Origin of the sequence: Nocardioides eburneus, assembly GCF_040838215.1 — a bacterium.
GTDB lineage: Bacteria > Actinomycetota > Actinomycetes > Propionibacteriales > Nocardioidaceae > Nocardioides > Nocardioides eburneus.
Map to the genome: position 1 here is coordinate 29362 of NZ_JBFPJR010000001.1, position 20956 is coordinate 50317.

Annotated in this window: 19 protein-coding genes; 9 read left to right on the forward strand and 10 right to left on the reverse strand. The window is 73.7% G+C overall.

What is annotated here, in order from left to right; genetic code table 11:
• Nucleotides 1–121: 121 nt before the first annotated feature.
• The 3 genes from AB3X52_RS00130 to AB3X52_RS00140 all read left to right on the forward strand — a co-directional run bounded on the left by AB3X52_RS00130 (nt 122) and on the right by AB3X52_RS00140 (nt 2127).
• The gene (locus AB3X52_RS00130; RefSeq protein WP_367990543.1) at nt 122–1348 is read left to right on the forward strand and encodes an HNH endonuclease signature motif containing protein; all 1227 of its coding nucleotides are present in this window, start codon (nt 122–124) and stop codon (nt 1346–1348) included.
• Between the two features lie 202 nt (nt 1349–1550).
• Nucleotides 1551–1745: a helix-turn-helix transcriptional regulator gene (locus AB3X52_RS00135; RefSeq protein ID WP_367990545.1), complete on the forward strand. Its 195-nt coding sequence runs from the start codon at nt 1551–1553 to the stop codon at nt 1743–1745.
• Nucleotides 1732–2127 carry a hypothetical protein gene (locus tag AB3X52_RS00140; protein ID WP_367990547.1) on the forward strand — a complete coding sequence of 132 codons (396 nt, stop codon included), beginning with the start codon at nt 1732–1734 and terminating at the stop codon, nt 2125–2127. The genes AB3X52_RS00135 and AB3X52_RS00140 overlap by 14 nt, the downstream gene beginning before the upstream one ends.
• A gap of 223 nt (nt 2128–2350) precedes the next feature.
• Here the strand turns inward: AB3X52_RS00140 and AB3X52_RS00145 are convergent, their stop codons facing one another.
• Together AB3X52_RS00145 and AB3X52_RS00150 are read right to left on the reverse strand one after the other, a co-directional pair.
• Nucleotides 2351–3892: an amidohydrolase gene (locus AB3X52_RS00145; RefSeq protein ID WP_367990549.1), complete on the reverse strand. Its 1542-nt coding sequence runs from the start codon at nt 3890–3892 to the stop codon at nt 2351–2353.
• 45 nt (nt 3893–3937) lie between these two features.
• Complete coding sequence (locus AB3X52_RS00150) at nt 3938–5734, reverse strand: ABC-F family ATP-binding cassette domain-containing protein (protein WP_367990551.1); 1797 nt, start codon at nt 5732–5734, stop codon at nt 3938–3940.
• A gap of 87 nt (nt 5735–5821) precedes the next feature.
• Here AB3X52_RS00150 and AB3X52_RS00155 point away from each other — a divergent pair, with 87 nt between their 5' ends.
• On the forward strand, nt 5822–6499 hold the full coding sequence (locus tag AB3X52_RS00155) for a hypothetical protein (protein WP_367990553.1): 678 nt from the start codon (nt 5822–5824) through the stop codon (nt 6497–6499).
• A gap of 94 nt (nt 6500–6593) precedes the next feature.
• On the opposite strand, the gene AB3X52_RS00160 is transcribed toward AB3X52_RS00155, so the two are convergent.
• Nucleotides 6594–8300 (reverse strand): serine/threonine-protein kinase, encoded by a 1707-nt coding sequence (locus AB3X52_RS00160; protein WP_367990849.1) that lies wholly within the window; start codon nt 8298–8300, stop codon nt 6594–6596.
• 128 nt (nt 8301–8428) lie between these two features.
• Between AB3X52_RS00160 and AB3X52_RS00165 the strand changes: the two genes are divergently transcribed.
• The 3 genes from AB3X52_RS00165 to AB3X52_RS00175 all read left to right on the forward strand — a co-directional run bounded on the left by AB3X52_RS00165 (nt 8429) and on the right by AB3X52_RS00175 (nt 10977).
• A complete protein-coding gene (locus AB3X52_RS00165; RefSeq protein WP_367990555.1) occupies nt 8429–9004 on the forward strand; it encodes an RNA polymerase sigma factor in 576 nt (191 codons plus the stop codon).
• A gap of 73 nt (nt 9005–9077) precedes the next feature.
• Nucleotides 9078–10586: a carboxyl transferase domain-containing protein gene (locus tag AB3X52_RS00170; RefSeq protein WP_367990557.1), complete on the forward strand. Its 1509-nt coding sequence runs from the start codon at nt 9078–9080 to the stop codon at nt 10584–10586.
• A 100-nt stretch (nt 10587–10686) separates the two neighbouring features.
• Nucleotides 10687–10977: an EthD family reductase gene (locus AB3X52_RS00175; protein WP_367990559.1), complete on the forward strand. Its 291-nt coding sequence runs from the start codon at nt 10687–10689 to the stop codon at nt 10975–10977.
• A 65-nt stretch (nt 10978–11042) separates the two neighbouring features.
• On the opposite strand, the gene AB3X52_RS00180 is transcribed toward AB3X52_RS00175, so the two are convergent.
• The 3 genes from AB3X52_RS00180 to pdhA are packed head-to-tail and all read right to left on the reverse strand — an operon-like array spanning nt 11043 to nt 14744.
• A complete protein-coding gene (locus tag AB3X52_RS00180) occupies nt 11043–12539 on the reverse strand; it encodes a dihydrolipoamide acetyltransferase family protein (protein WP_367990561.1) in 1497 nt (498 codons plus the stop codon).
• Between the two features lie 11 nt (nt 12540–12550).
• Nucleotides 12551–13594, reverse strand: a complete 1044-nt coding sequence (locus AB3X52_RS00185; protein ID WP_367990563.1) for an alpha-ketoacid dehydrogenase subunit beta — start codon at nt 13592–13594, stop codon at nt 12551–12553.
• 1 nt (nt 13595) lies between these two features.
• Entirely contained in the window at nt 13596–14744 is a 1149-nt protein-coding gene (gene pdhA / locus AB3X52_RS00190; RefSeq protein WP_367990565.1) for a pyruvate dehydrogenase (acetyl-transferring) E1 component subunit alpha, read from the reverse strand.
• 327 nt (nt 14745–15071) lie between these two features.
• On the opposite strand from pdhA, the gene AB3X52_RS00195 reads away from it, so the two are divergent.
• On the forward strand, nt 15072–16268 hold the full coding sequence (locus tag AB3X52_RS00195; RefSeq protein ID WP_367990567.1) for a glycoside hydrolase family protein: 1197 nt from the start codon (nt 15072–15074) through the stop codon (nt 16266–16268).
• A 223-nt stretch (nt 16269–16491) separates the two neighbouring features.
• Here AB3X52_RS00195 and AB3X52_RS00200 read toward each other — a convergent pair whose 3' ends face one another.
• The 4 genes from AB3X52_RS00200 to AB3X52_RS00215 all read right to left on the reverse strand — a co-directional run bounded on the left by AB3X52_RS00200 (nt 16492) and on the right by AB3X52_RS00215 (nt 20140).
• On the reverse strand, nt 16492–17472 hold the full coding sequence (locus AB3X52_RS00200; RefSeq protein ID WP_367990569.1) for a glutathione S-transferase family protein: 981 nt from the start codon (nt 17470–17472) through the stop codon (nt 16492–16494).
• 46 nt (nt 17473–17518) lie between these two features.
• Nucleotides 17519–17977, reverse strand: a complete 459-nt coding sequence (locus AB3X52_RS00205) for a hypothetical protein (protein ID WP_367990571.1) — start codon at nt 17975–17977, stop codon at nt 17519–17521.
• A gap of 145 nt (nt 17978–18122) precedes the next feature.
• Nucleotides 18123–19223 carry a histidinol-phosphate transaminase gene (locus AB3X52_RS00210; protein ID WP_367990573.1) on the reverse strand — a complete coding sequence of 367 codons (1101 nt, stop codon included), beginning with the start codon at nt 19221–19223 and terminating at the stop codon, nt 18123–18125.
• A gap of 5 nt (nt 19224–19228) precedes the next feature.
• Nucleotides 19229–20140 (reverse strand): dimethylarginine dimethylaminohydrolase family protein, encoded by a 912-nt coding sequence (locus AB3X52_RS00215; protein ID WP_367990575.1) that lies wholly within the window; start codon nt 20138–20140, stop codon nt 19229–19231.
• A 113-nt stretch (nt 20141–20253) separates the two neighbouring features.
• Between AB3X52_RS00215 and AB3X52_RS00220 the strand changes: the two genes are divergently transcribed.
• Entirely contained in the window at nt 20254–20934 is a 681-nt protein-coding gene (locus AB3X52_RS00220) for a GntR family transcriptional regulator (protein ID WP_367990577.1), read from the forward strand.
• The last annotated feature ends 22 nt before the right edge of the window (nt 20935–20956 follow it).

Genomic DNA, 20956 nt, shown 5'->3' on the forward strand with positions numbered 1-20956 from the left:
CGTCATTTCTGGTCGGTGGTCGGGTCTAGCGTGATCTTCGACGACGAGACAACCGAACATCCACCGCTGCAGTGACCGCTCGGGGCGGTCGCTGCGCACCGTCCCTCGAGGTTGTCCGCCCATGTCCCAGCCGTCGCTGCACCCCATCCGGGGATGCGTCGCGTCCATCGAGGCCGCGCTCGACGAGGTGTCCGGCGTGGACCCGATGTTCCTGGCGACCGCGGAGAAGGAGACGGCGCTGCGCGAGTTGGCCCGGGCGGAGGCGCGGCTGGCCGCGCTGCGGCTGCGGGTCATGGCGTCCGCCGACGACGTCGCCGCGTCGGCCGGGGCGCGCGACGCGGGTGCGTGGTGGGCCGATGCCGTGCACGCCGACATCCGGGCCGCGCGCGCCGACCTCCGGCTCGCCCGCGCCCTCGAACGCCGGCCCGCACTCGACGCCGCCCTCCGGGACGGACGTGTTCCGGTCGAGCACACCCGGGTCATCGCCAGAGCCCTCGAGATCCTGCCCCCAGAGCTGACCGACGAGCAGCGGGCCAAGGCCGAGCAGATCCTGCTCGACGAGGCGACCCGGCTCACGCCCACACAGCTGCGCCGCGTCGGCGACCACCTCCTCGAGATCCTCGACCCGCAGGCCACCGACGACGCCCTCGGCCGCAGGCTCCAAGCCGAGGAGGACCGCGCCCACCGCCGCACCTGGCTCACCCTCACCGATCCCGGTGACGGCACGGTCCACCTCAAGGGCCGGATCCCCAAGGTCGCCGGCGCTCGGCTGCGGACCTACCTCGAGGCGTTCACGCAGCCCCGGCTCGCGGCGCTCGAGGACCGCGGACAGCGGGTGCCCTATGACCGGCTGCTCGGCCAGGCGTTCTGCCAGCTCCTCGAGCGCTACGATCCCGACCAGCTGCCCCGCCACGGCGGTGACGCCACCACGCTGGTGATCACGATGCCCCACGACCAGCTCACCCGGGAGCTCGGTGTCGCGACCCTGCCTGACGGCACCCCCGTCACGGCCGCCGCGGCCCGCCGCCTGGCCTGCGCCGCCGGCCTCCTGCCCGCCGTCCTCGGGGCGCAGGGCGAGGTCCTCGACCTCGGCCGCCAGATCCGGCTCTTCACCCCCGTCCAGCGCAAGGCCCTCCGGATCAGACATCGCACCTGCGCCGCCGAGGGCTGCACCATCGCCGCGACCTGGACCGAGGCGCATCACCTGCGGCCCTGGGCCGCCGGAGGCAGGTCCGACCTGAGCAACGCTGTGCTCCTCTGCGGCCACCACCACCGTCTCGCGCACCACCCCGGCTACGACCTGCGCCGCCTCGCCAGCGGCGAGCTCCGCTTCCACCGGAGGACGTGAGGGGCAGTGCAGCGGTCGACGTCCACGATCGACCCGGCGACCGACCCGGGGACCGACACTCGGTGGCCACTCGGGAAGCACGTCCTGTCCTGGCAGCGCATCCGCTCCGCTTCGGCCGCTGCGGTCCCTTTCTCGCCCTCTGCCCGAGAGGTGATGTCAAGCAACCTTGACATCAGGAACCCGTGTCAAGCACCCTTGACATGTGAAGAACGTCGTACGACAGCTGCGCGGCGCGCGCGATCTGTCCCAGGCCGACCTGGGCGCGGCGCTGGGGGTGTCACGACAGACCGTGAACTCGATCGAGACCGGGCGTTACCTGCCCTCGCTGCCGTTGGCGATCGCCATCGCGAGGTTCTTCGGGACGACCGTGGAAGAGGTGTTCGATGTCGACAGCTAAGCGCTGCCTCCAGAGCCGGTGGGCCACGCCGGTGGTCTGCCTGGTGGCCGGACTGGCCTATTTGGGCGCCGGACTCGCCGGCGGCGAGCCGGCGTTCGCCTGGGTGGGGTTCGGGATCATGGTCGTCTTCGGCGCGGCGATGCTCGCCGCGAGCCGGTTCAGTGAGACCGCGAAGGGCCTTCTCGACCGCCGGGACGAGCGGATCAACGCCCTGGACCGGGACGCGACCGTCATCGCCGGCGTCGTGGTGATCCTCGCCATCCTCGTCATGGCGATCGTCGAGATCGCCCAAGGGGAGGACGGGTCGCCGTACTTCCAGCTCGCCGCGCTCGCCGGCGTCTCCTACGCCGTCGCACTGCTCTGGCTCCGCTGGCGGCGCTGAGCCGCCCGGGCGACCGTGCCGGACTCGGCGCGCAGCGCGCCGCAGCGGTCGCGGCCGTCAGTGATCCCGGGCCGTCGCGGCGGTCACTGAGCCCGGCGGTCGCGGCCGTCGCTGGCAGGGCGTCGCTGACCCGGGGCGTCCCCGCAGCCCTGCCAGCCACCTCGGCCATTGCTGAGCCTCGCTCTCCGGACAACCGACCAGGGAGCTCTGAGGCGGGACCGAATCAGGCGCGGTGCACGACCCACCCGGCGACGACGGTGAGCGCGACGGCCGACCCGAGCGTCCGCAGTTCCGTGACCGGCATGCCGAGCGGGTCGCGGTCGAGGACCACGAGATCGCCGCGCGAGCCGACCCGGACCGTCCCAGCGCCGTCGACGGAGGCGGCGAGCGCCTCGCGGACGGTGAGGGCCTGTTCGGGATGCCACGGGTCGCGCTCGTCGGCGGAGCGGTGGACGGCCGCCGAGATCGCAAGCCAGGGGTCGAGCGGCGCGACCGGGGCGTCGGACCCGAGCGCGAGCGGGACGCCGTCATCGGCCATCCATCGCAGCGCGAAGCAGCGGTCCGACCGCCCCGGCCAGACCCGCTCGGTGACGTCGCGGTCGTCGAGCAGGTGCGCCGGCTGGACGCTGGCACGCAGCCCCAGCCGCGCCATCTCGCGGACGTCGGCGCGGCGGACCAGCTGGGCGTGCTCGATGCTCCCGCGCGCACCGGTCGCCGCGTACGCCGCGAGCGCCTCGGCCACGGCCCGGTCGCCGATCGCGTGCGTGGCCACCTCGAGCCCGTGGGCGGTCGCGGTCGCGAGCAGCGCACGGAGCTCGTCGGGCGACTGGTTGGGAGCACCGTGGGAGCCGCTGTCGGCGTACGGCTCGCAGCACCACGCCGTCCGCGTCCCCAGCGACCCGTCGCTGATGATCTTGAGCGGGCCGACCGTGAGCAGACCGCTCTCCACCTCCGGCACCGGGTCGCCGGTCCGCAGTCTGGCGGACAGCAGGCCGTCGAGGCCGTCGGCGTACGTCGCCGCCCGGATCCGCAGCAGGTCGCAGCCCTGCGACCAGCGCGCCGCCCAGGCGTCGTACGTCGCCCGGAACTCGAAGTCGACGAGGCCCACCACTCCCAGGGCGGCGGTGCGCTCGAGCATCGCGCGGTACGCCGCCGGCGAGGCACCGGGCGAGGCGCTCCCGAAGGCGACCGCACCCGCGCTCGGACCACCGCCGCCGAGCCGGTCGAGGTGGGGGTAGGCGGCGTACCACTCGTTCTCCCGGACCACCCCGTCCCGCCACGGCAGGCCGAGGACGGCGAGAGCGGCCGAGTTGAGCCACCCGTGGTGGAAGTCGTGGTTGATCAGGACGACCGGCGTGGCGCCGGTGACCGCGTCGAGCTCGGTGACCGTGACGGGCCTGCTCCAGGAGCCGGCCGAGTGTCCGTTGGCAACGATCGGGATCCCCGGCGCGGCCGCGACGGCGGCACCGACGACCGCCAGGACGTCCTCCGGCGAGCGGGTGCCGTGCAGGTCGAGCCGGCTGGCCGCGAGCGTCCACTGCCCGAGGTGGGTGTGCTGGTCCCACAGTCCCGGCAGCAGCCAGCGGCCGCCGGCGTCGTACTCCTCGACGACCTTCGATGCCCCCGTCCGGCGGCCCTCCGACGCGGTCGGCGACGGCCCGATCGCGGTGACGATCCCGTCGCGGACGAGCACGTCGACGGGGCCGTCCGGCGCCGCTGTCGTGAGCGGGACCAGACGCGCGCGGCGCAGCAGCAGATCGGGCACGGCGCCAACCTAGTGGCCCCTCTCAACACGCGCCCGATCGGCGCGTCACCCGGCCGGCCCCGAGGCGGAGCGCTCGGTGACCTGCCCGTCCTCGACGTGGAGGTGCCGGTCGAGGCGTACGGCGGTCAGCATGCGTCGGTCGTGCGTGACCAGCAGCAGGGTGCCCGGGAAGCTGTCGAGCGCCTGCTCGAGCTGTTCGATGGCCGGCAGGTCGAGATGGTTCGTCGGCTCGTCGAGCACCAGCAGGTTGACGCCACGCGCCTGCAGCAGCGCCAGCGCCGCCCGGGTCCGCTCCCCCGGCGACAAGGTGGCCGCGGGGCGCGTGACGTGGTCCGCCTTGAGGCCGTACTTCGCCAGCAGGGTGCGTACGTCGGCGGGGCTGGGGCCGTCCGGGCCGGTGCCACCGGCATGCTGCTGGAACACGTCCACGAGCGACGGCCCCGTGCCTGACGAACCTGCACCTGACGAGCCCGCACCTGACGAGCCTGAGCCCGCGCCTGACGAGCGATCGTCTCCCACGGCGAAGAGGTGCCGCGCCTGGTCGACCTCACCGACGACGACGCCGGGGCCGAGCGCCGCATGCCCGGAGTCGAGCGGGATCCGACCGAGCAGCGCGCCGAGCAGTGTGGACTTCCCCGCCCCGTTGGGGCCGGTGACGGCGACCCGCTCGGCCCAGCCGATCTCGAGGTTGACCGGGCCGAGGGTGAAGCCCGGCCCGGCGGGCGCCGGCCGGTGGACCACCGCATCCCGCAGGGTCGCCGTCACCGCACCCGAGCGAGGCGCGACCGCGATCTCCATCCGCAGCTCCCACTCCTTGCGCGGCTCCTCGACGGCCTCCTTCTCGAGCCGCTCGATCGCGCGCTCGGACTGCCGGACCTTCGAGGCCTGCTTCTCGCTCGACTCGGCGCGGAAGCGGCGGATCGACTTGTCCGGCTCGTCGTTGATGGAGCGGCGGGCGTTGCGCACCCCCTGCGCCGCCCAGGCCCGCTGGGTGGTCATCCGGCCCTGCAGGCCGGCCAGCCGGTCGGCGTACTCCTCGTAGGCCTCGCGGGCGTGCTGGCGCGCGACCTCGCGCTCGTGGAGGTAGGCGTCGTAGCCGCCGCCGTAGACGTTGACCCGGTGCTGGTGGAGGTCGAGCTCGACGACCCGGGTGACGACCCGCGCCAGGAACTCACGGTCGTGGGAGACGACGACGGCCGCGGCCCGCAGCTCGCTCACGAACCGCTCCAGCCGGTCGAGACCGTCGAGGTCGAGGTCGTTGGTGGGCTCGTCGAGCAGGAAGACGTCATAGCGGGAGAGCAGCAGCGACGCGAGCCCCGCCCGGGCCGCCTGACCGCCGGAGAGCGCGGTCATCTCGTGGTCGAGATCGACCCGGAGCCCGACGTCGGCGGCGACCGCCTCAGCCCGCTCGTCGAGGTCGGCTCCGCCGAGGGCGAGCCACCGCTCGAGCGCCTGGGCATAGGCGTCGTCCGCGCCGGGCGCCCCCGCCGAAAACGCCCCCGCCGAGATCGCCTGGGTCGCGGCGTCGAAGGCGACCTGCGCGTCCGCGACGCCGGTACGCCGGGCCAGGAACTGCCGCACCGTCTCGCCGGGCCGCGACGCGTCGGCCACGGTCTCCTGCGGGAGGTAGCCGACGAGCGCGTCCGCGGGACTCGTGACGACACTGCCCTCCTCGGGCGCGAGCTCGCCGGCGAGCACCCGCAGGAGCGTCGACTTCCCGGCGCCGTTGGGCCCGACGAGGCCGACCACGTCGCCCGGCGCGACGACGAGGTCGAGGCTGTCGAAGAGGGCCCTCGGCCCGTGTCCGGCGGCCAGTGCCCTGGCCTGGATCGTCGCGCTCACCCGTCCGACCCTACGGAGCCCGTCCACCGAATTCGGACCGGGCGGAGGGCACCGTTGCAGCGGGCCGGTCGCCGGTAAGTTGGACGCATGCGTGCCCGCACCGTCGCCCTGGCCTCCGCCGGTGTCGTGGCTGCGGCGGTGGTGGGCATTGGAGGCGGGTACGCCGCGGGGCAGCTCGACGACCGGGGGACGCCTCCGACGCCCACCCCGTCAACGCTGCGCGCCGCCGAGCCCCTCCCCGCGATGCCCGAACTGCCGATCGCGAAGGACCTTCCCTACAACGACGACCTCGACTATCCCGCGCTCGCGGTCGGGCTGCCCTACGTCTCGACGACCGTGCGCGGCGCCGGTCACAGCTGGCGGCTGCTCGTGCCGCAGGGCTGGAAGAAGTACCCCGGCTCGGGCCAGGACCCGGCCGGCACAGTGCGCTGGCGGCCTCAGGACGAGCCGACGACGGGCGGTTACGTCCTCCGTGTCCTGCCGCTGCAGGCACGCGACACCCCGACCGAGCGGCGCGACCTGCTGCAGGAGAAGTTCGACACGAGCTACCGCGACGTCCACGTGGTCAAGATCGAGCCCGACTCGATCTGGTTCGCCTACCGCACCGGCGACAACTTCCGGCGCTTCAACTACTTCGCGTGGGTGGTCGCCGACGGCGAGACGAACGCGGGCTTCGAGCTCTCCGTCGCCGGCCGGAGCGCCGACCAGGACGGACTCGCCGACCTCCTCGACAAGGTCGCTCGCAGCGCCCGCCGAGTGCGCTGACGCGACGAGGCGAGGTAGTCCGGGACCTTCCGGTCGGTCTACTCACCAGTAACCGACGCGAACGTCCCGGACTACCCGGCACGACGGACCGCGCTCAGCTCTCACCGTCGGTCGGCGGCTTCGCCTGGACGGTCGCCAGGACGTCGTACGCCGCGGTGGCGGTGTCGCCGTGGACCTGGACCCACAGCAAGTGGCTGCCGTCCAGCTGGGTGAACTGCTCGACGACCACACCGCCGGGGCAGGCGGTGAAGAGCTGCCCGATGACCGGCTGTCCGGCGTCGGTCGTCGATCGGCTCGGGGTCGCGGCCGTGCAGCGCGGGTGACCGGGCAGATGGGTGGGGAAGCGGTCGCCCGGGATGATCGACGCGAAGACCCCCCGGCCGTCGACCGTGGCGCTGTTCCAGACGTCGCTGGTGCCAACCGAGACCGCCGGGTAGGTGTCGGGGGTCTTCGGCTGGTGGATCGGCGGGGCCCACCCGTCCGTGGCTTCGACCTTCGCCCACGACGCCGGCACGGTCACCGAGATGAGGCCCTCGGCGTCGGTCACGGTCACGCCGCGCGGCCCGGGAGGACCGGGCCGGGTGGCGGCATAGGTCGCGTAGCCGGCCCCGGCCGCGACGACGGCCAGCGCGGCGACGACACCGAGCCGGCGCCGGCCGCGTCGACCGGTCCATCCGCGCCGGCCCCCGCCGGCGGGCGCATGCCCCGCCGCCGGGCCGGGCTCCTGGTCCGCGGCCGAGGTCACCAGCCGGGTCGCGACCCCACCGGCCCCCGCGTCGACCTCCCTGGCGTCGACCTCCCTGGCGGCGGAGAGCCGCTCCGGGTCGCGGGGATGCGGCAGGCCGGTCGCCCCCGGCGACGCGGGCGTGACACTGGCGGGCGCAGCAGCGGCAGGCGACGCCGTCGGCCGCGCCCCGGGCAGGGTGAGGTCGTTGTTGATCGCGAGCCATGGGTCTCCGGCTGTCGTCACCGCGGGGGCGTCGCCGGTCGACTCGAGCATCGCCGCCGCCAGGGCGTCGGCGAAGTCGGTCACGGAGGCATAGCGGTCGTCCCGCTGCGGAGCCAGGCCCCGGCGTACGACGTCCTCGACCGACGCCGCGAAGGGCCGCTCCTCGGTCGACAGCGCCGGCACGGGTCCCGGCGCGGCGGCGGCCCGCAGCGATGCGTGGTCGAACGCCGGACGCCCGGTGAGCAGGAGGTAGGCCAGCGCGGCGAGGGAGTACTGGTCCGCCCGCGGGTCGAGCGGCTCGGCCTGGGCCTGCTCCGGTGCGACGTACGACGGCGTGCCGGCGACGATCGTGAGCCGCGAGGACATGTCGAGTGCCTTGCCGAGGCCGAGGTCGCCGAGCATGGCGCGGATGTCGCGGCCGCTGCTGGTCGAGCGGAAGAGCACGTTGGCGGGCTTCACGTCGCGGTGGAGGATGTCGCGGTCGTGGAGCGCCTGGAGCCCGTCGGCGACCTGCCGGACCACCTGCAGCGCCTGCGGCGGGGTCAGCCCACTCAGCTCGAGACGGTCGGCGAGGGTGCCCTGGTCGGCGTAGGTCATCACGAGGTAGGGCCGGCCGTCGTCGAGCTCGCCGGCGTCGTAGACCGTGACGACATGGGGCGACTCGACCCGGCGCAGATAGCGTCCCTCCTCCACGAACCGGCGCCGGACCTGGGCGTCGGCCGACCAGTTGTCGGCGAGGACCTTCACGGCGACCGGCGAGTCGAGCTGCTCGTCGTAGGCGAGCCACACCGTCGCGAATCCGCCCGCGCCGATGCGCCGCTGGACGGCGTAGCGACCGAGACGGTGGGGCATGGACACCCCGGCATTATCGTCGTCACGACACCGACGCGCTGCGCGGTTGAGACATCAACGAACGCATCACGACGCTCGGACGGCGCTCCTGTGCCGTCATGGGACCAATGACCGGGGGGATCGGCAGCATGAGCGGCCACACGACCGAGGCGATGACGCCGGACGAGATCGACGACCTCGCCCGACGCGCGCGCGACGGCGATCGCGACGCGCTCGAGCACCTGCTCGGCGCGATCCGGCCGCGCGCGCTCAACGTCTGCCGCGGCGTCCTGCCGTTCCTGCCCGACGCCGAGGACGCCTGCCAGGAGGCGCTGCTCAACATCGCCACCAAGGTCGGGTCGTGGCACGGCAACGGGCGGTTCACCACGTGGATGCACGTCGTCGCGCTCAACGCCGCCCGGTCGACCTACCGCCGGCTGCGCAACCAGGCCGTCGCCGCCGACCCGCAGGAGGTCGGCCCGCTCGACCGGCCCGACCCGCGCACCACCTCGGTCATCGCCGGCACCCGGCTCGACCTCCTCGACGCCATGGAGACGCTCGAGCGCGACCACCCGAAGTACGTCGAGCCGCTGGTCCTCCGCGACGTCTACGGGCTGGCGTACGACGAGATCGCCGCGCTCCTCGGCCTCCCGCTCGGCACGGTGAAGGCGCAGATCCACCACGGCCGCCAGCTCACCCGGCCGCTGCTGCGCGACCTGTCCTGAGCACGCCCGACGCCGTCCTCCCACGCCATGGACGACAAGTGACCAGCCAGTAACCTCCGTCTAGGGTCGGCCCATGGCCGGTACGACATCGGGTGGGCGGCTCGGCGCCCGCGACCTCATCGACCTCGTCCTCGACGACGGCTCCTTCACCTGCTGGGACGCCCCGCCGGCGTACGGGCCGATCAGCGAGGCGTACGCCGCCGACCTGGCCGCCGCGCGGGAGAGGAGCGGCGTCGACGAGTCGGTCGTGACCGGCCGCGGCACGATGAAGGGCCGGCCGGTGGCGGTCGTGGCGAGCGAGTTCCGCTTCCTGGCCGGCTCCATCGGGCTGGCCGCCGCGGACCGGCTGGTCGCCGCGATCCAGCGGGCCACGGCCGAGGGGCTGCCGCTGCTCGCGGCACCGAGCTCGGGCGGCACCCGGATGCAGGAGGGCACCCCGGCGTTCGTCCAGATGGTGCGCATCACCGAGGCGGTCGGCGCGCACAAGGCCGCCGGGCTGCCCTATCTCGTCTACCTGCGCCACCCCACCACCGGCGGCGTGATGGCCTCCTGGGGGTCGCTCGGTCACGTGACCGTGGCCGAGCCCGGCGCACTGCTCGGCTTCCTGGGCCCGCGGGTCTACTCCGCCCTCTACGGCGAGGAGTTCCCCGAGGGCGTCCAGACCGCGGAGAACCTCTTCGCCCACGGCCTGATCGACGGCGTCGTCCCTCCCGATGGCATCGCCGACCTGCTCGACCGCGCGCTCGCGATCCTCAGCGACCGCCCCGCGGCCCGGAAGATCGCCGAGCCGGAGCCGGTCGCGCCCGAGCTCGACGCCCGCCTCGACGCATGGGAGACGATCACGCTCAGCCGCCGCGAGGACCGGCCCGGCGTACGCCGCCTGCTGAGGTATGCCGCGACCGACGTCATCCCGCTCAACGGCACCGGCGAGGGCGAGGCCGATCCCGGGCTGCTCATCGCGCTCGCGCGGTTCGGGGATGCGCCGTGCGTGTTCCTCGGGCAGGACCGGCGCGGCCAGACCGCCGTCCACCCGATGGGGCCGGGGGCGCTCCGCGAGGCCCGGCGCGGGATGCGGCTGGCCGTCGAGCTCGGCCTGCCGCTGCTCACCGTCATCGACACGCCGGGCGCCGCGCTCTCGGCCGACGCGGAGAACGGCGGGATGGCCGGCGAGATCGCCCGCTCCCTCGCCGACCTGGTCATGCTGGCCGCGCCGACCCTCTGCCTGATGCTCGGCGAGGGGAACGGCGGTGGCGCGCTCGCGCTGCTCCCGGCCGACACGATCGTCGCCGCGCAGCACGCCTGGCTCTCGCCGCTGCCGCCGGAGGGCGCCTCGGCGATCGTGCACCGCGACACCGCCCACGCACCCGAGATGGCCCGCGCCCAGTCGGTGCGTGCCGTGGACCTGCACCGCCTGGGCGTGGTCGACCGGATCATCCCGGAGCACCCGGACGCGGCCGAGGAGGCGGAGGCGTTCTGCCGCCGCGTCGGCGACGTCCTGGCCGACGAGCTCACCGCGCTCATCGGCTGCGGCCCGGGCTCCCCCGCCGACCGGGTACGCCGCTACGCGCCGGGTTCCGCCTGACGGCGGGTCGGGCCACCGCCGACCGGCACGCCACTAGCGTGAGCCCGGTCACAGCGCAGCCGCCGCGGCGCGCCTCGAGGACGGAGGATCCATGTACCGCATGACGATCGAGTACGACGCACCCGCCGACCCGGTCGCATTCGAGACCCGGTACGCCGACGAGCACATCCCGCTCGTGCGCACCATCCCAGGCCTGCGCCGCTTCGTCCTGAGCCACCCGCGTGCGGCGGGCGGCAGCGCGCCGTACCTCGTCGCCGAGCTGTGGTGGGACGACGAGGCCGCCTTCAAGGCCGCCCTCGCGACCCCCGAGATGGCCGCCACGGGCGAGCACGCCCAGGGCTCCGGGACCACCTGGCGCAGCTTCGTCGGCGAGGTGCAGGACTGTCTCTGACCCCACGAGTTGGTCAGGGCAGCACAGCGGGCCAGAACAGCAGCGGGGTCAGAACAGCAGCGGGGTCAGAACAGCAGCGCGGTGGCCGGGTCCTCGAGCACGTCGGCGACGTCGGCGAGGAACCGTGAGCCCGCGGCGCCGTCGATGTGGCGGTGGTCGAAGCTGAGCGCGAGCGTGCAGACGTCGCGCGGCACGATCCGCTCGTCGGCGCCCGTGCCGACGACCCACGGCCGCCGCTCGATCGCCCCGAAGCACAGGATCGCCGACTCGCCCGGGTTGATGATCGGCGTACCGGCCTCCATGCCGAACGGCCCGACGTTGGTGATCGTGAACGTCCCGCCCGCCAGGTCCGCCGGGGGCGTCTTGCCGTCGCGGGCGGTGGCGACGAGCTCGCCGAGCGCGCCGGCCAGGTCGGCCAGGGACATCGCGTCGGCGCCCTTGACGTTAGGCACGACGAGCCCGCGCGGCGTCGCCGCGGCGATGCCGAGGTTGACGTACTCCTTGAAGACGATCTCCTGGGCCGCGTCGTCCCAGACCGAGTTGACGATCGGCGTACGCCGCAGCGCGAGCAGGCACGCCTTCGCGACGACCAGCAGCGGGCTGACCCGCCGATCGCGGAAGTCGCGGTGGCCCTTGAGCCGCTCGACCAGCGCGATCGTCGCGGTGACGTCGACGGTCTTCCAGATGCTCACGTGGGGCAGCGTGAAGGCCGACTCGACCATCGCCTGGCCCATCATCTTGCGTACGCCGCGGATCGGCTCGCGCCGCTCGCGACCACCGCTCGTGACGACCGCGGGGGCGGGCACCGCGCCGGTCCCTTCCGCCGGGGCCGCCTGACGGCCCGCGGCGGCCGCCTCCACCTCGGCCCGGGTGATCACGCCGTCGGGCCGACTCGGAGTGAGGGTCCGCAGGTCGACGCCGAGGTCCTTCGCGAGCTTGCGCACCGGCGGCTTCGCGAGCGCCACCACCGCCGCCCCCGAGAGGTCACCCGTTCCGCTCGCGAGGTCACCCGTTCCCGCCGAGGAGTCACTCACTCCGCCCGAGACGTCACTCGTCGCCACCGAGTCGCCGTTGGCGGCCTCGACGTGCGGCGACGGCAGGCCGGGCTCGAACGCCGCCTGGGTCTGCATGTGGGCGGCCTGCGCGCCCGAGGGGACCTTCCGCGGGCGGCGTACGAGCGCCCCCTCCTTCGGTCCCGAGCCGACCAGCGTCAGCGGCTGGTCCTCGTTCCCCGACGTCTCGGCGGGATTCCCCGACGTCTCGGCAGGATTCGCCGCCGTCTCGGCGGGAACCGGTGACTCTTCGGCGGGAGCGGGCGACTTCTCGGCGGGGTCGCCGATGGCGATGATCGGGGTCCCGACGGCGACGGTCTCGCCCTCGGGCACGAGCAGGGCGGCGACGACGCCGGCGTACGGCGAGGGCAGCTCGACGACCGACTTGGCGGTCTCGATCTCGCAGACGATGTCGTTGATCTTGACGGTGTCGCCGACCTTGACGTGCCAGGCGACGATCTCGGCCTCGGTGAGGCCCTCCCCGACGTCGGGAAGCTTGAACTCACTCATACTCGCTCCGCTCAGAAGGCCAGCGATCGGTCGACGGCGTCGAGGACGCGGTCGAGGTCGGGCAGGAAGTGCTCCTCCGCGCGCGCCGGCGGGTAGGGCGTGTCGAAGCCGCCGACGCGCAGGACCGGCGCCTCGAGGGAGTAGAAGCACTCCTCGGTGATCCGGGCGGCCACCTCGGCCCCCATGCCGAGGTTGACATGCGCCTCGTGGCAGACGACGGCGCGGCCGGTACGCCGGACGGACTCGACCACGGGCCCCATGTCGAGCGGCGACAGGGTGCGCAGATCGATGACCTCGACCGACTTGCCCTCGGTCGCGGCCGCCTCAGCGGCGGCGAGCGCGGTCTTCACGGTGGGCCCGTAGGCGAGCAGGGTGAGGTCGGTGCCGCGGCGCGCGACCCGCGAGGCGAAGAGCGGGAGCGGGGTCGCGGCGGTGTCGAGCTCGGCCTTGTCGGCGTGGTACTGCCGCTTGGGCTCGAGGAAGATCACCGGGTCGGGCGAGGCGATGGCCTGCTGGATCATCCAGTAGCCGTCCACCGGGTTGGAGCACGCGACCACCTTGAGGCCGGGCGTGTGGGCGAACTGCGCCTCGGGCGACTCGCTGTGGTGCTCGACCGCACCGATGCCGCCGCCGAACGGGATCCGGATGACCATCGGCATCGGCGAGCGGCCCTGCGAGCGGTAGTGCATCTTCGCGACCTGCGACACGATCTGGTCGTAGGCCGGGTAGACGAAGCCGTCGAACTGGATCTCCACGACGGGTCGGTAGCCGCGCAGGGCGAGCCCCACGGCGGTCCCGACGATCCCGGACTCGGCCAGCGGGGAGTCGATCACCCGGTCCTCGCCGAAGTCCTTCTGCAGGCCGTCGGTGATGCGGAAGACCCCGCCGAGGCGGCCGATGTCCTCGCCCATGAGGAGGACCTTCGGGTCGTCCTCCATCGCCTTGCGCAGCCCGGCGTTGAGCGCCTTGGCGAGCGTCACCTTGGGGAGCTTGGCAGCGGCGGTCCCCGTCGCCGCCGTCGAGGTCGCGGTCGCCGTCGAGGTCGAGGTCGTCATCTCAGGCCACCCCTTCGAACGACGCGAGGTAGGCGGCGTAGCCGTCGCGCTGCGCGGCGAGCTCCTCGGTGATCTCGGCGTACACGTCACCGAACAGGGCGACCGGGTCGGGCTCGGGCAGCGCCCGGCAGCCCTCGCGCAGCCGCGTGCCCAGCTCCTCGGCCTCCGCCTCCACGCCGGCGAAGAAGTCGTCGCCGGCGAAGCCGCCGCGGCGCAGGTAGGCCTCCACGCGCGCGATCGGGTCCTTGAGCTTCCAGGTCTCGACCTCGTCCGAGAGCCGGTAGCGGGTCGGGTCGTCGGTGGTCGTGTGGGCGCCCATCCGGTAGGTGTAGGCCTCGACGAGTGTCGGGCCGCCGCCTTCGCGCGCCCGCTGCAGGGCGGTCTGCATGACGGCGTAGGTCGCGAGGACGTCGTTACCGTCGACGCGGACGCCGGGGAAGCCGAACCCCTCGGCACGGCGGTAGAGCGGGATCCGGGACTGTCGCTCGAACGGCTCCGAGATCGCCCACTGGTTGTTCTGGCAGAAGAAGACGACCGGCGCGTTGTAGGACGCGGCGAAGACGAACGACTCGTTGACGTCGCCCTGCGACGAGGCACCGTCACCGAAGTGGGCGACCACGGCGGCGTCGCGCTCGGGGTCGCCCGTGCCGACGACGCCGTCGCGCTGCATCCCCATCGCGTAGCCGGTCGCATGCAGCGTCTGGGCGCCGATCACGATCGTGTAGAGACCGAAGTTGGTCGCCTCGGGGTCCCAGCCGCCCTGGTCGACGCCGCGGAAGAGGCCGAGCAGGCGGAGCGGGTCGACGCCGCGGCACCACGCGACGCCGTGCTCGCGGTAGGTCGGGAAGACGAAGTCCTGCGGTCGCAGCGCCCGGCCGGCGCCGATCTGCGCGGCCTCCTGGCCGAGGAGCTGGGCCCAGATCCCGAGCTCGCCGTGGCGCTGCAGCGCGGTCGCCTCGACATCGATGCGCCGGGTGAGCGCCATGTCGCGGTAGAAGCCGCGGATGACCTCGGCCTCATCGGCGCCCTCGGGGACCGTGAAGCGGTAGTCGGGGTGGTCGACACGCTGACCCTCCGGGGTCAGCAGTTGGACGAGGTCGGGACTCGCCGACGTGTCCCAGGGCGTCTGCGGGCCGAACAACTCACTCATCGCGAACTCCTTCGTACGTGGCGCCGGGTGGGTTCTCCACCACCGCACGGACCCGCGACCCGGGAGTGTGACCCGGGCCACATGAGGGTGTTTCAAACCTACCGGCCCGCGGGAGTTACTCACGAGTCCGTGGGGCGAACTCGCGAAGCATTGGCCGTACGCCGGCACGAATCGGCGTGTTCTGCCACAGCGGGCCCTGCGCTCGGGAGATGCTTCCACCTCGTTCGGAGGGGCAGGTCACGAGTGGTGCAGTGGGGACCGCGCGCGCGGGCATCGCGTCGCGCGTTGATGGCGTTCGTCGTGACGGTCATGGCGGGGGTGACGCTGGTGACCGGAACCGTCGGAGAGGCGGCCGCCCGGCCCGTCACGCAGCCCCTCACGGGGCCCGTCACTGGTCCCGTCACGCGGCCCGTCACTCGTCCCGTCAGCCAGCCCGTCGTCCGGGCGACCGCCGCCGGGCTGCCCGCCAACAGGGTCGACACCCCGCGCAGCGGCCGCGTCTTCCCGGACCCGGCGGTGGCCGCCTACCGCGGCGGCCTCGTCGCCGTCGCCACCGGCCCCGACGCCCCGCGGATGGTCGCCACGGCCGCCAACGCGCCGTGGCACCGTGCCGGACGCGCCCTCGCCCGCAAGCCGGACTGGGCGAGCGGCGCCGGCGTGTGGGGCGTGGACCTCGTCCATGTCGGACACCGCTGGCTGCTCTACTTCGCCGCGCCGGTGCGCGGCCTGGGCGCCGAGGGGCGGTGCGTCGGCGTCGCGGTGAGCCGGACTCCGCTCGGTCGCTTCACCCCGGTCGGCCGTCCGTTGGTCTGCCCGCGCGGCGCCCGCAAGGCCGGCGGGCGGCTCATCGCGCCGGCCCCCGACCGGGTCCGGAGCGCCGGGAGCCGGCTCCCCCGGCGCGGCGTCATCGACCCGTCCGTCTTCCGCTCCGGTCGCCGGCTCTTCCTGGTCTACAAGACCCAGGGCATCCCCTCCACGATCCGGCTCGTCCGGCTCACCGGCGGCGGGCTCCACGCCGTCCGCACGAGCCACGAGCTGATCCGAGTCGGTCACATCGTCGAGAACCCGGTCCTGCTGCGGCAGGGCCGGCGCTTCGTCCTGCTCACCTCCGAGGGGTCGTACGCCGACTGCGGCTACCGCACCACCTGGCGCGCGTCGACCCGGCTGCTGCCCTGGTCCGGCAGCCGCCCGCGCGTCCTGCTCGGTCGCGGCTCGGGCGTCTGCGGACCCGGCGGAGCCGACGTCGTCGTGCGCCATGCCGGGCCGGTCGTCTTCTTCCACGGCTGGGCCTGCGGGCGGTTCGCCGCGGTCTGCCCGCCGCGCGCCCTCGCCACCGCGCGGACCCAGAGCCGCCGGACGTTGTACGCCGCCCGCCTGGTCTGGCGCCAGGGCCGCCCGCACCTGCGCCCGCTCCCGGCGCGGCGCCGCGCCGCCGACGCCCCGACCCCGATGATCCAGGTGAAGGTCCACCGCCCGCACCGGGCGAAGCACGCCCGCCACCCGCGTCACGCGAGCCGCCGCTGACCCGGCCGCTGCTGAACCGGCCGCCGCTGACCCAGCCGCCGCCGGGCCCACCGCAGCGAGGATGGCGGCCGCGGGGGCCTGTCCCATGGAGCAGGCGTCGCGGTGGCGCGCGAGCACCCGAGCCGAGCGGCCCGGCCCGGCCCGAACAGAAATCTGTTCGGGCCGGCGGGGACGAGCGGGCCGGTCCGGTCAGCCGGTCGTCACACCGGACCTGCGGCGCGGGTCAGCCCAGCGACTCCCGCCCGTGCGGCTCGAGCCAGCCCGAGGTGTCCGGCCCCTTGGGGATGATGCCGGTCGGGTTGATGTCCTTGTGGACGACGTAGTAGTGCGCCTTGATCTGGTCGAAGTCGATGGTCTCGCCGATGCCCGGAGTCTGGTAGAGGTCGCGGGCATAGGCCCACAGGTTCGGGAACTCGATGAGCTTCTGCCGGTTGCACTTGAAGTGGCCGTGATAGACCGCGTCGAAGCGGGCAAGCGTGGTGAAGAGCCGGATGTCGGACTCGGTCAGCCGGTCGCCGACGAGGTAGCGCCGCGTCGCCAGCCGGTCCTCGAGCCAGTCGAGCGCGGCGAAGAGCCGGTCGTAGCCGCGCTCGTAGGCGCGCTGGGTGCCCGCGAAGCCACAGCGGTAGACGCCGTTGTTGACATCGCGGAAGACCCGGTCGTTGACCTCGTCCATCTCCGCACGCAGGTCGTCGGGCCACAGGTCGGGCGCGCCCTCACGGTGGAACTCCCGCCACTCGGTGCTCAGGTCGTGGGTGATCCAGGGGAAGTCGTTGGTGACGACCTTCCCGGACGACACCTCGACGATCGCGGGCACGGTGATGCCGCGCGGGTAGCCCGGGAAGCGCTTCTCGTAGGCGTCCTTGAGGAAGTGGATGCCGAGCACGGGGTCCTTGCCGTCGGGGTCGAGGTCGAACGTCCACGACCGCTCGTCGTGGGTCGGCCCCGGCGCGCCCCACGAGATCACGTCCTCCAGCCCGAGGAGGTTGCGCACGATGATCGCGCGGTTGGCCCACGGACATGCCTTCGCCGCGACCAGGCGGTAGCGGCCCGGTTCGACCGGCCACAGCGGCACGTCCTGGGGACCGTGCTCCGGCGTACGCGCGTCCTTCGTGATCCGGTCCGGGATGTAGTGCGTGTCCCGGTTGAACTCGCCACCGGGCTGGACGTACCCCCGGTGCTCCTCCGCGGTCTGGTCGGCCATGGGTCCATCCTGACAGGCACGCCCGACGAACCCGAGGATGCCGCCGTCAGGAGGCCAGTCCCCAGCGGTCGACGAGCCAGCCGTCGCCGTGCGGGCGGAGTACGACGACCACGGTCTCATCGGGCAGCGCCCGGCCCCGCTCGGTGTAGTGGGCGGTGAAGCTCACCTCGGTCTCGTCCTCCCGTTCGACGGTCCGCCCGAGGGCGAGGGTGCGCGTCAGGTCGCGGCTGCGGTCGGGGTCTGCGAACGTACGCCGCCCGCGGGCCCCGTCCACGATCGCGCCGCAGTCGCTCTCGGTGATCGTCGCCCGGTAGTCGGGATCGGCGAGCTCCTCGACCCGCGAGCAGGATCGTGCGTCCAGGAAGTCGCGGGCGACGTCGGCGGGCGCCGGCCCGCCGCGGTGGGAGAGCCACAGCACCACGACGACGACCGCCGCGACGATGAGCAGGAGGACGGCTGCCGCGGACATCCACCACCGGCGGCGACCGGCGTCCAACAGGTCCACGCATCACTCCTGAGGGGTCGAGGGCGACTGTGGGGTGAGTCCGCAGCTCCCGCCGCGCGATCCCCGTGGGGGCAAGCCTGCCAAGTCTCGCGCGTTTCGGCGCCATCCGAACGTGGCACCGTCGATGTTTGCCCCCTTCTCGGGGTCAGTGCGGGAACGACCCGGCAAGGGAGATCAGCCGACTGTTGGCCTCCTCCTCGCCGATCGAGACCCGGACGCCGTCGTCGCCGAGTGGGCGCACCATGATCCCGAGCTCGTCGGCCGCCGCAGCGAAGGCGGCGATCCGGTCGGGCGCTCCGGCGAGGTCGAACCACACGAAGTTGCCCTGCGCGTCCGGGATCTCCCAGCCGGCGGCCCGCACGCCCTCGACCACGCGGGTGCGCTCGGCGACGAGCGCGTCGACCCGCGCGAGGAGCTCGGCCTTGCGGTCGAGCGACTCGACCGCCGCCGCCTGCCCGACCAGGTTGACCCCGAAGGGCAGGGAGACGGCGCGCAGCGCGGCGGCGATGGGCGCCGGCGCAACGGCGTACCCCACCCGGAAGCCGGCCAGGCCGTAGGCCTTGGAGAAGGTCCGCAGCACGGCGACGTTGCGGTGCGCCCGGTAGGTCGCGATCCCGTCGACCGCGTCGGCCATCCGCACGAACTCGCAGTAGGCCTCGTCGAGGATCACCAGGACGTGCGGCGGAACCCTCGCGAGGAAGGCGTCCAGCTCCGTCTGCGTCAGCGCCGGTCCGGTCGGGTTGTTGGGCGTGCAGACCATGACGACCTTCGTCCGCTCGCCGATGGCGGCCACCATGGCGTCGAGATCGTGGCGTCCGCCCGCCGCCAGCGGCACCGGCACCGCCGTCGCTCCGGCGGCGAGCACCGCGATCGGGTAGGCCTCGAAGCTGCGCCAGGCGTGCACGATCTCGTCACCGGGCTCGCAGAACGCGGTGAGCAGCTGATAGATCAGCCCGGTCGAGCCGGTCGCCACCGCCAGGTCCGCGACCGGCACGTCGTAGGTCTCGGCGAGCTTCGCGTAGAGCGCGACGTTGCCCATGTCGGGGTAGCGGTTGGCGCCCTCCAGCGCCTTCGCGGCAACCTCCAGCACGCCCGGCAGCGGCGGGTAGGGGTTCTCGTTCGACGACAGCTTGTAGGTCGTCAGCCCCGGCCGCGCCACCGGCGGCCTGCCGGCGACGTACGGCGGCATCGCGGCGACACTGGCACGGGGCTGCGGGCTCTCGGGGGTCGCGGGGGTGGGGGTCACGGCGGTCAGACTATGACCTCGCCACCGGGCACGAGGGGGAGATCGCGGCCGAGCGTGACGTCCACCGGGTTGGTGAGGCAGCGGACGGAGCCGCCACCCTTGTGGAACTCGCTCACGCCGACGATCTCGACCGCGAAGCCCCAGGACTCCAGCCGAGCCCGCACCCGGTCCGGACAGCCCGGCACGACGACGGTGTGGCCGACGACCACCGCGTTGGCGCAGAAGGTCGTGAGCGCCTCCGCCTCCGTGATCACGAGCGGCTCCTCGACGAGGTCCAGCAGCGCCGCGGCCGAGCGGGCGTCGAACGCGTCGGGGCACACGATCGCGCGCCGCGCGTCCAGGGGACAGAAGGCGAGGTCGAGGTGATACATCGCCGGGTGCGTCGTGCGGACGCCGCGGACCCGGACGCCCAGCTCGGCGGCGAGCGCCTTCAGCGCGAGCTCGTCGGTGCGCGGCCCATAGCCGACGACGAGCGCGTCGGCGCAGGGGAAGGCGTCGCCGGCCTCGAACGCCGGGCCGACGCCGTCGCGTCCGAGGTACGACGTCCGCCAGCCGCGGGCGCGGAACCACCGCTCCGCGGTGCCGGTCTCGACGCGCCGCTCCGGGAAGCGCATGTGGGACATCACCACGTGGCGAGCGCCGCCGTCGTCCGCCCGCCCGGACCGGACGACGGCCGGCCGGACGACGGCGAGGCCGAGGTTCATCGCGTAGACCATGTCGGGCGCGTCGGGACGCTGGTCGAGGACGTCGACCCGCGCGCCGAGGCGTCGCAGGGTCGCGACCAGGGCACGCCACTGCGCCATCGCGAGGACGGGATCGGGCTGCACCGCGGGGTCCATGAACGGGTTGATGGCGTAGTCGATCCGGAAGTGCGTCGGCGCGACGGCGACATACTCCCGACCCCAGGCGAGCTCCATGACGACCCCTTCCTGTCACCCATCCACGTCCACCTATTGTCGGATTGTCTGACAATCAGGCGACAGGCGCCATCGTAGCCGCTCCCGCACACCAGAGGGAGGATGATGGACCCATGACGGCCGACAGCAGCCCGTTCGCCACGCTCAGCCTCGATGAGCCCGCCTCGACCGTGGAGAGGGTGGCCGAGGAGCTGCGCCGGGCCCTCTTCGAAGGCGAGCTGGAGTCCGGCACGCCGCTGCGCGAGCAGGGCCTGGCGGCCTCGCTCGGGGTCGCGAGGTCGACGGTCCGCGAGGCGCTGACGATCCTGGTCGCCGAGGGGCTCGCCATCCGGGCGCCCAACAAGGGCGTCACGGTCGTCTCGCCCGAGGCGGGCTCGGTCCGCGACGTCTGCGTCGCCCGGTGGGCGCTCGAGGGCGCCGGCGTACGCCACTGGCGGGAGGCGTCCGCGGAGGCCCGCGACGCCGTGCACCGCACGCTGCGCGCCTATATCGACGGGGTGCGCGCCGGCGCGTCCTACCAGGAGCTCAACGAGCGCCACCTCGCCTTCCACGTCTCGCTCGTCGGGCTCACCGGCTCCCCGCGGCTGGTCGCGATGGAGCAGCAGCTGGTGACCGAGCTCAAGCTCGCCCTCGCGCAGGTCGAGCGGATCCGGCGCAACGCTCACGACCAGGCCGAGTCCCACGCCGCGCTCGTCCAGCTCCTCGACGACGACGACGTCGCCGGCGCGGAGGCGTTCCTCGAGAAGCACCTCGCCGATGCCGCGGTCGAGATCTGCGAGGCCCTCGGGCTCTGAGGCTCTCGGGCTCTGGCGCCGG

Excerpts from the sequence above, each read along its gene's own strand:
- AB3X52_RS00130 (WP_367990543.1), top strand. The coding sequence starts at position 122 with ATGTCCCAGCCGTCGCTGCACCCCATCCGGGGATGCGTCGCGTCCATC.
- AB3X52_RS00140 (WP_367990547.1), top strand. The coding sequence starts at position 1,732 with ATGTCGACAGCTAAGCGCTGCCTCCAGAGCCGGTGGGCCACGCCGGTG.
- AB3X52_RS00155 (WP_367990553.1), top strand. The coding sequence starts at position 5,822 with ATGCGTGCCCGCACCGTCGCCCTGGCCTCCGCCGGTGTCGTGGCTGCG.
- AB3X52_RS00160 (WP_367990849.1), bottom strand. The coding sequence starts at position 8,300 with ATGCCCCACCGTCTCGGTCGCTACGCCGTCCAGCGGCGCATCGGCGCG.
- AB3X52_RS00165 (WP_367990555.1), top strand. The coding sequence starts at position 8,429 with ATGAGCGGCCACACGACCGAGGCGATGACGCCGGACGAGATCGACGAC.
- AB3X52_RS00170 (WP_367990557.1), top strand. The coding sequence starts at position 9,078 with ATGGCCGGTACGACATCGGGTGGGCGGCTCGGCGCCCGCGACCTCATC.
- AB3X52_RS00175 (WP_367990559.1), top strand. The coding sequence starts at position 10,687 with ATGACGATCGAGTACGACGCACCCGCCGACCCGGTCGCATTCGAGACC.
- AB3X52_RS00180 (WP_367990561.1), bottom strand. The coding sequence starts at position 12,539 with ATGAGTGAGTTCAAGCTTCCCGACGTCGGGGAGGGCCTCACCGAGGCC.
- AB3X52_RS00185 (WP_367990563.1), bottom strand. The coding sequence starts at position 13,594 with ATGACGACCTCGACCTCGACGGCGACCGCGACCTCGACGGCGGCGACG.
- pdhA (WP_367990565.1), bottom strand. The coding sequence starts at position 14,744 with ATGAGTGAGTTGTTCGGCCCGCAGACGCCCTGGGACACGTCGGCGAGT.
- AB3X52_RS00200 (WP_367990569.1), bottom strand. The coding sequence starts at position 17,472 with ATGGCCGACCAGACCGCGGAGGAGCACCGGGGGTACGTCCAGCCCGGT.
- AB3X52_RS00215 (WP_367990575.1), bottom strand. The coding sequence starts at position 20,140 with ATGGAGCTCGCCTGGGGTCGGGAGTATGTCGCCGTCGCGCCGACGCAC.
- AB3X52_RS00220 (WP_367990577.1), top strand. The coding sequence starts at position 20,254 with ATGACGGCCGACAGCAGCCCGTTCGCCACGCTCAGCCTCGATGAGCCC.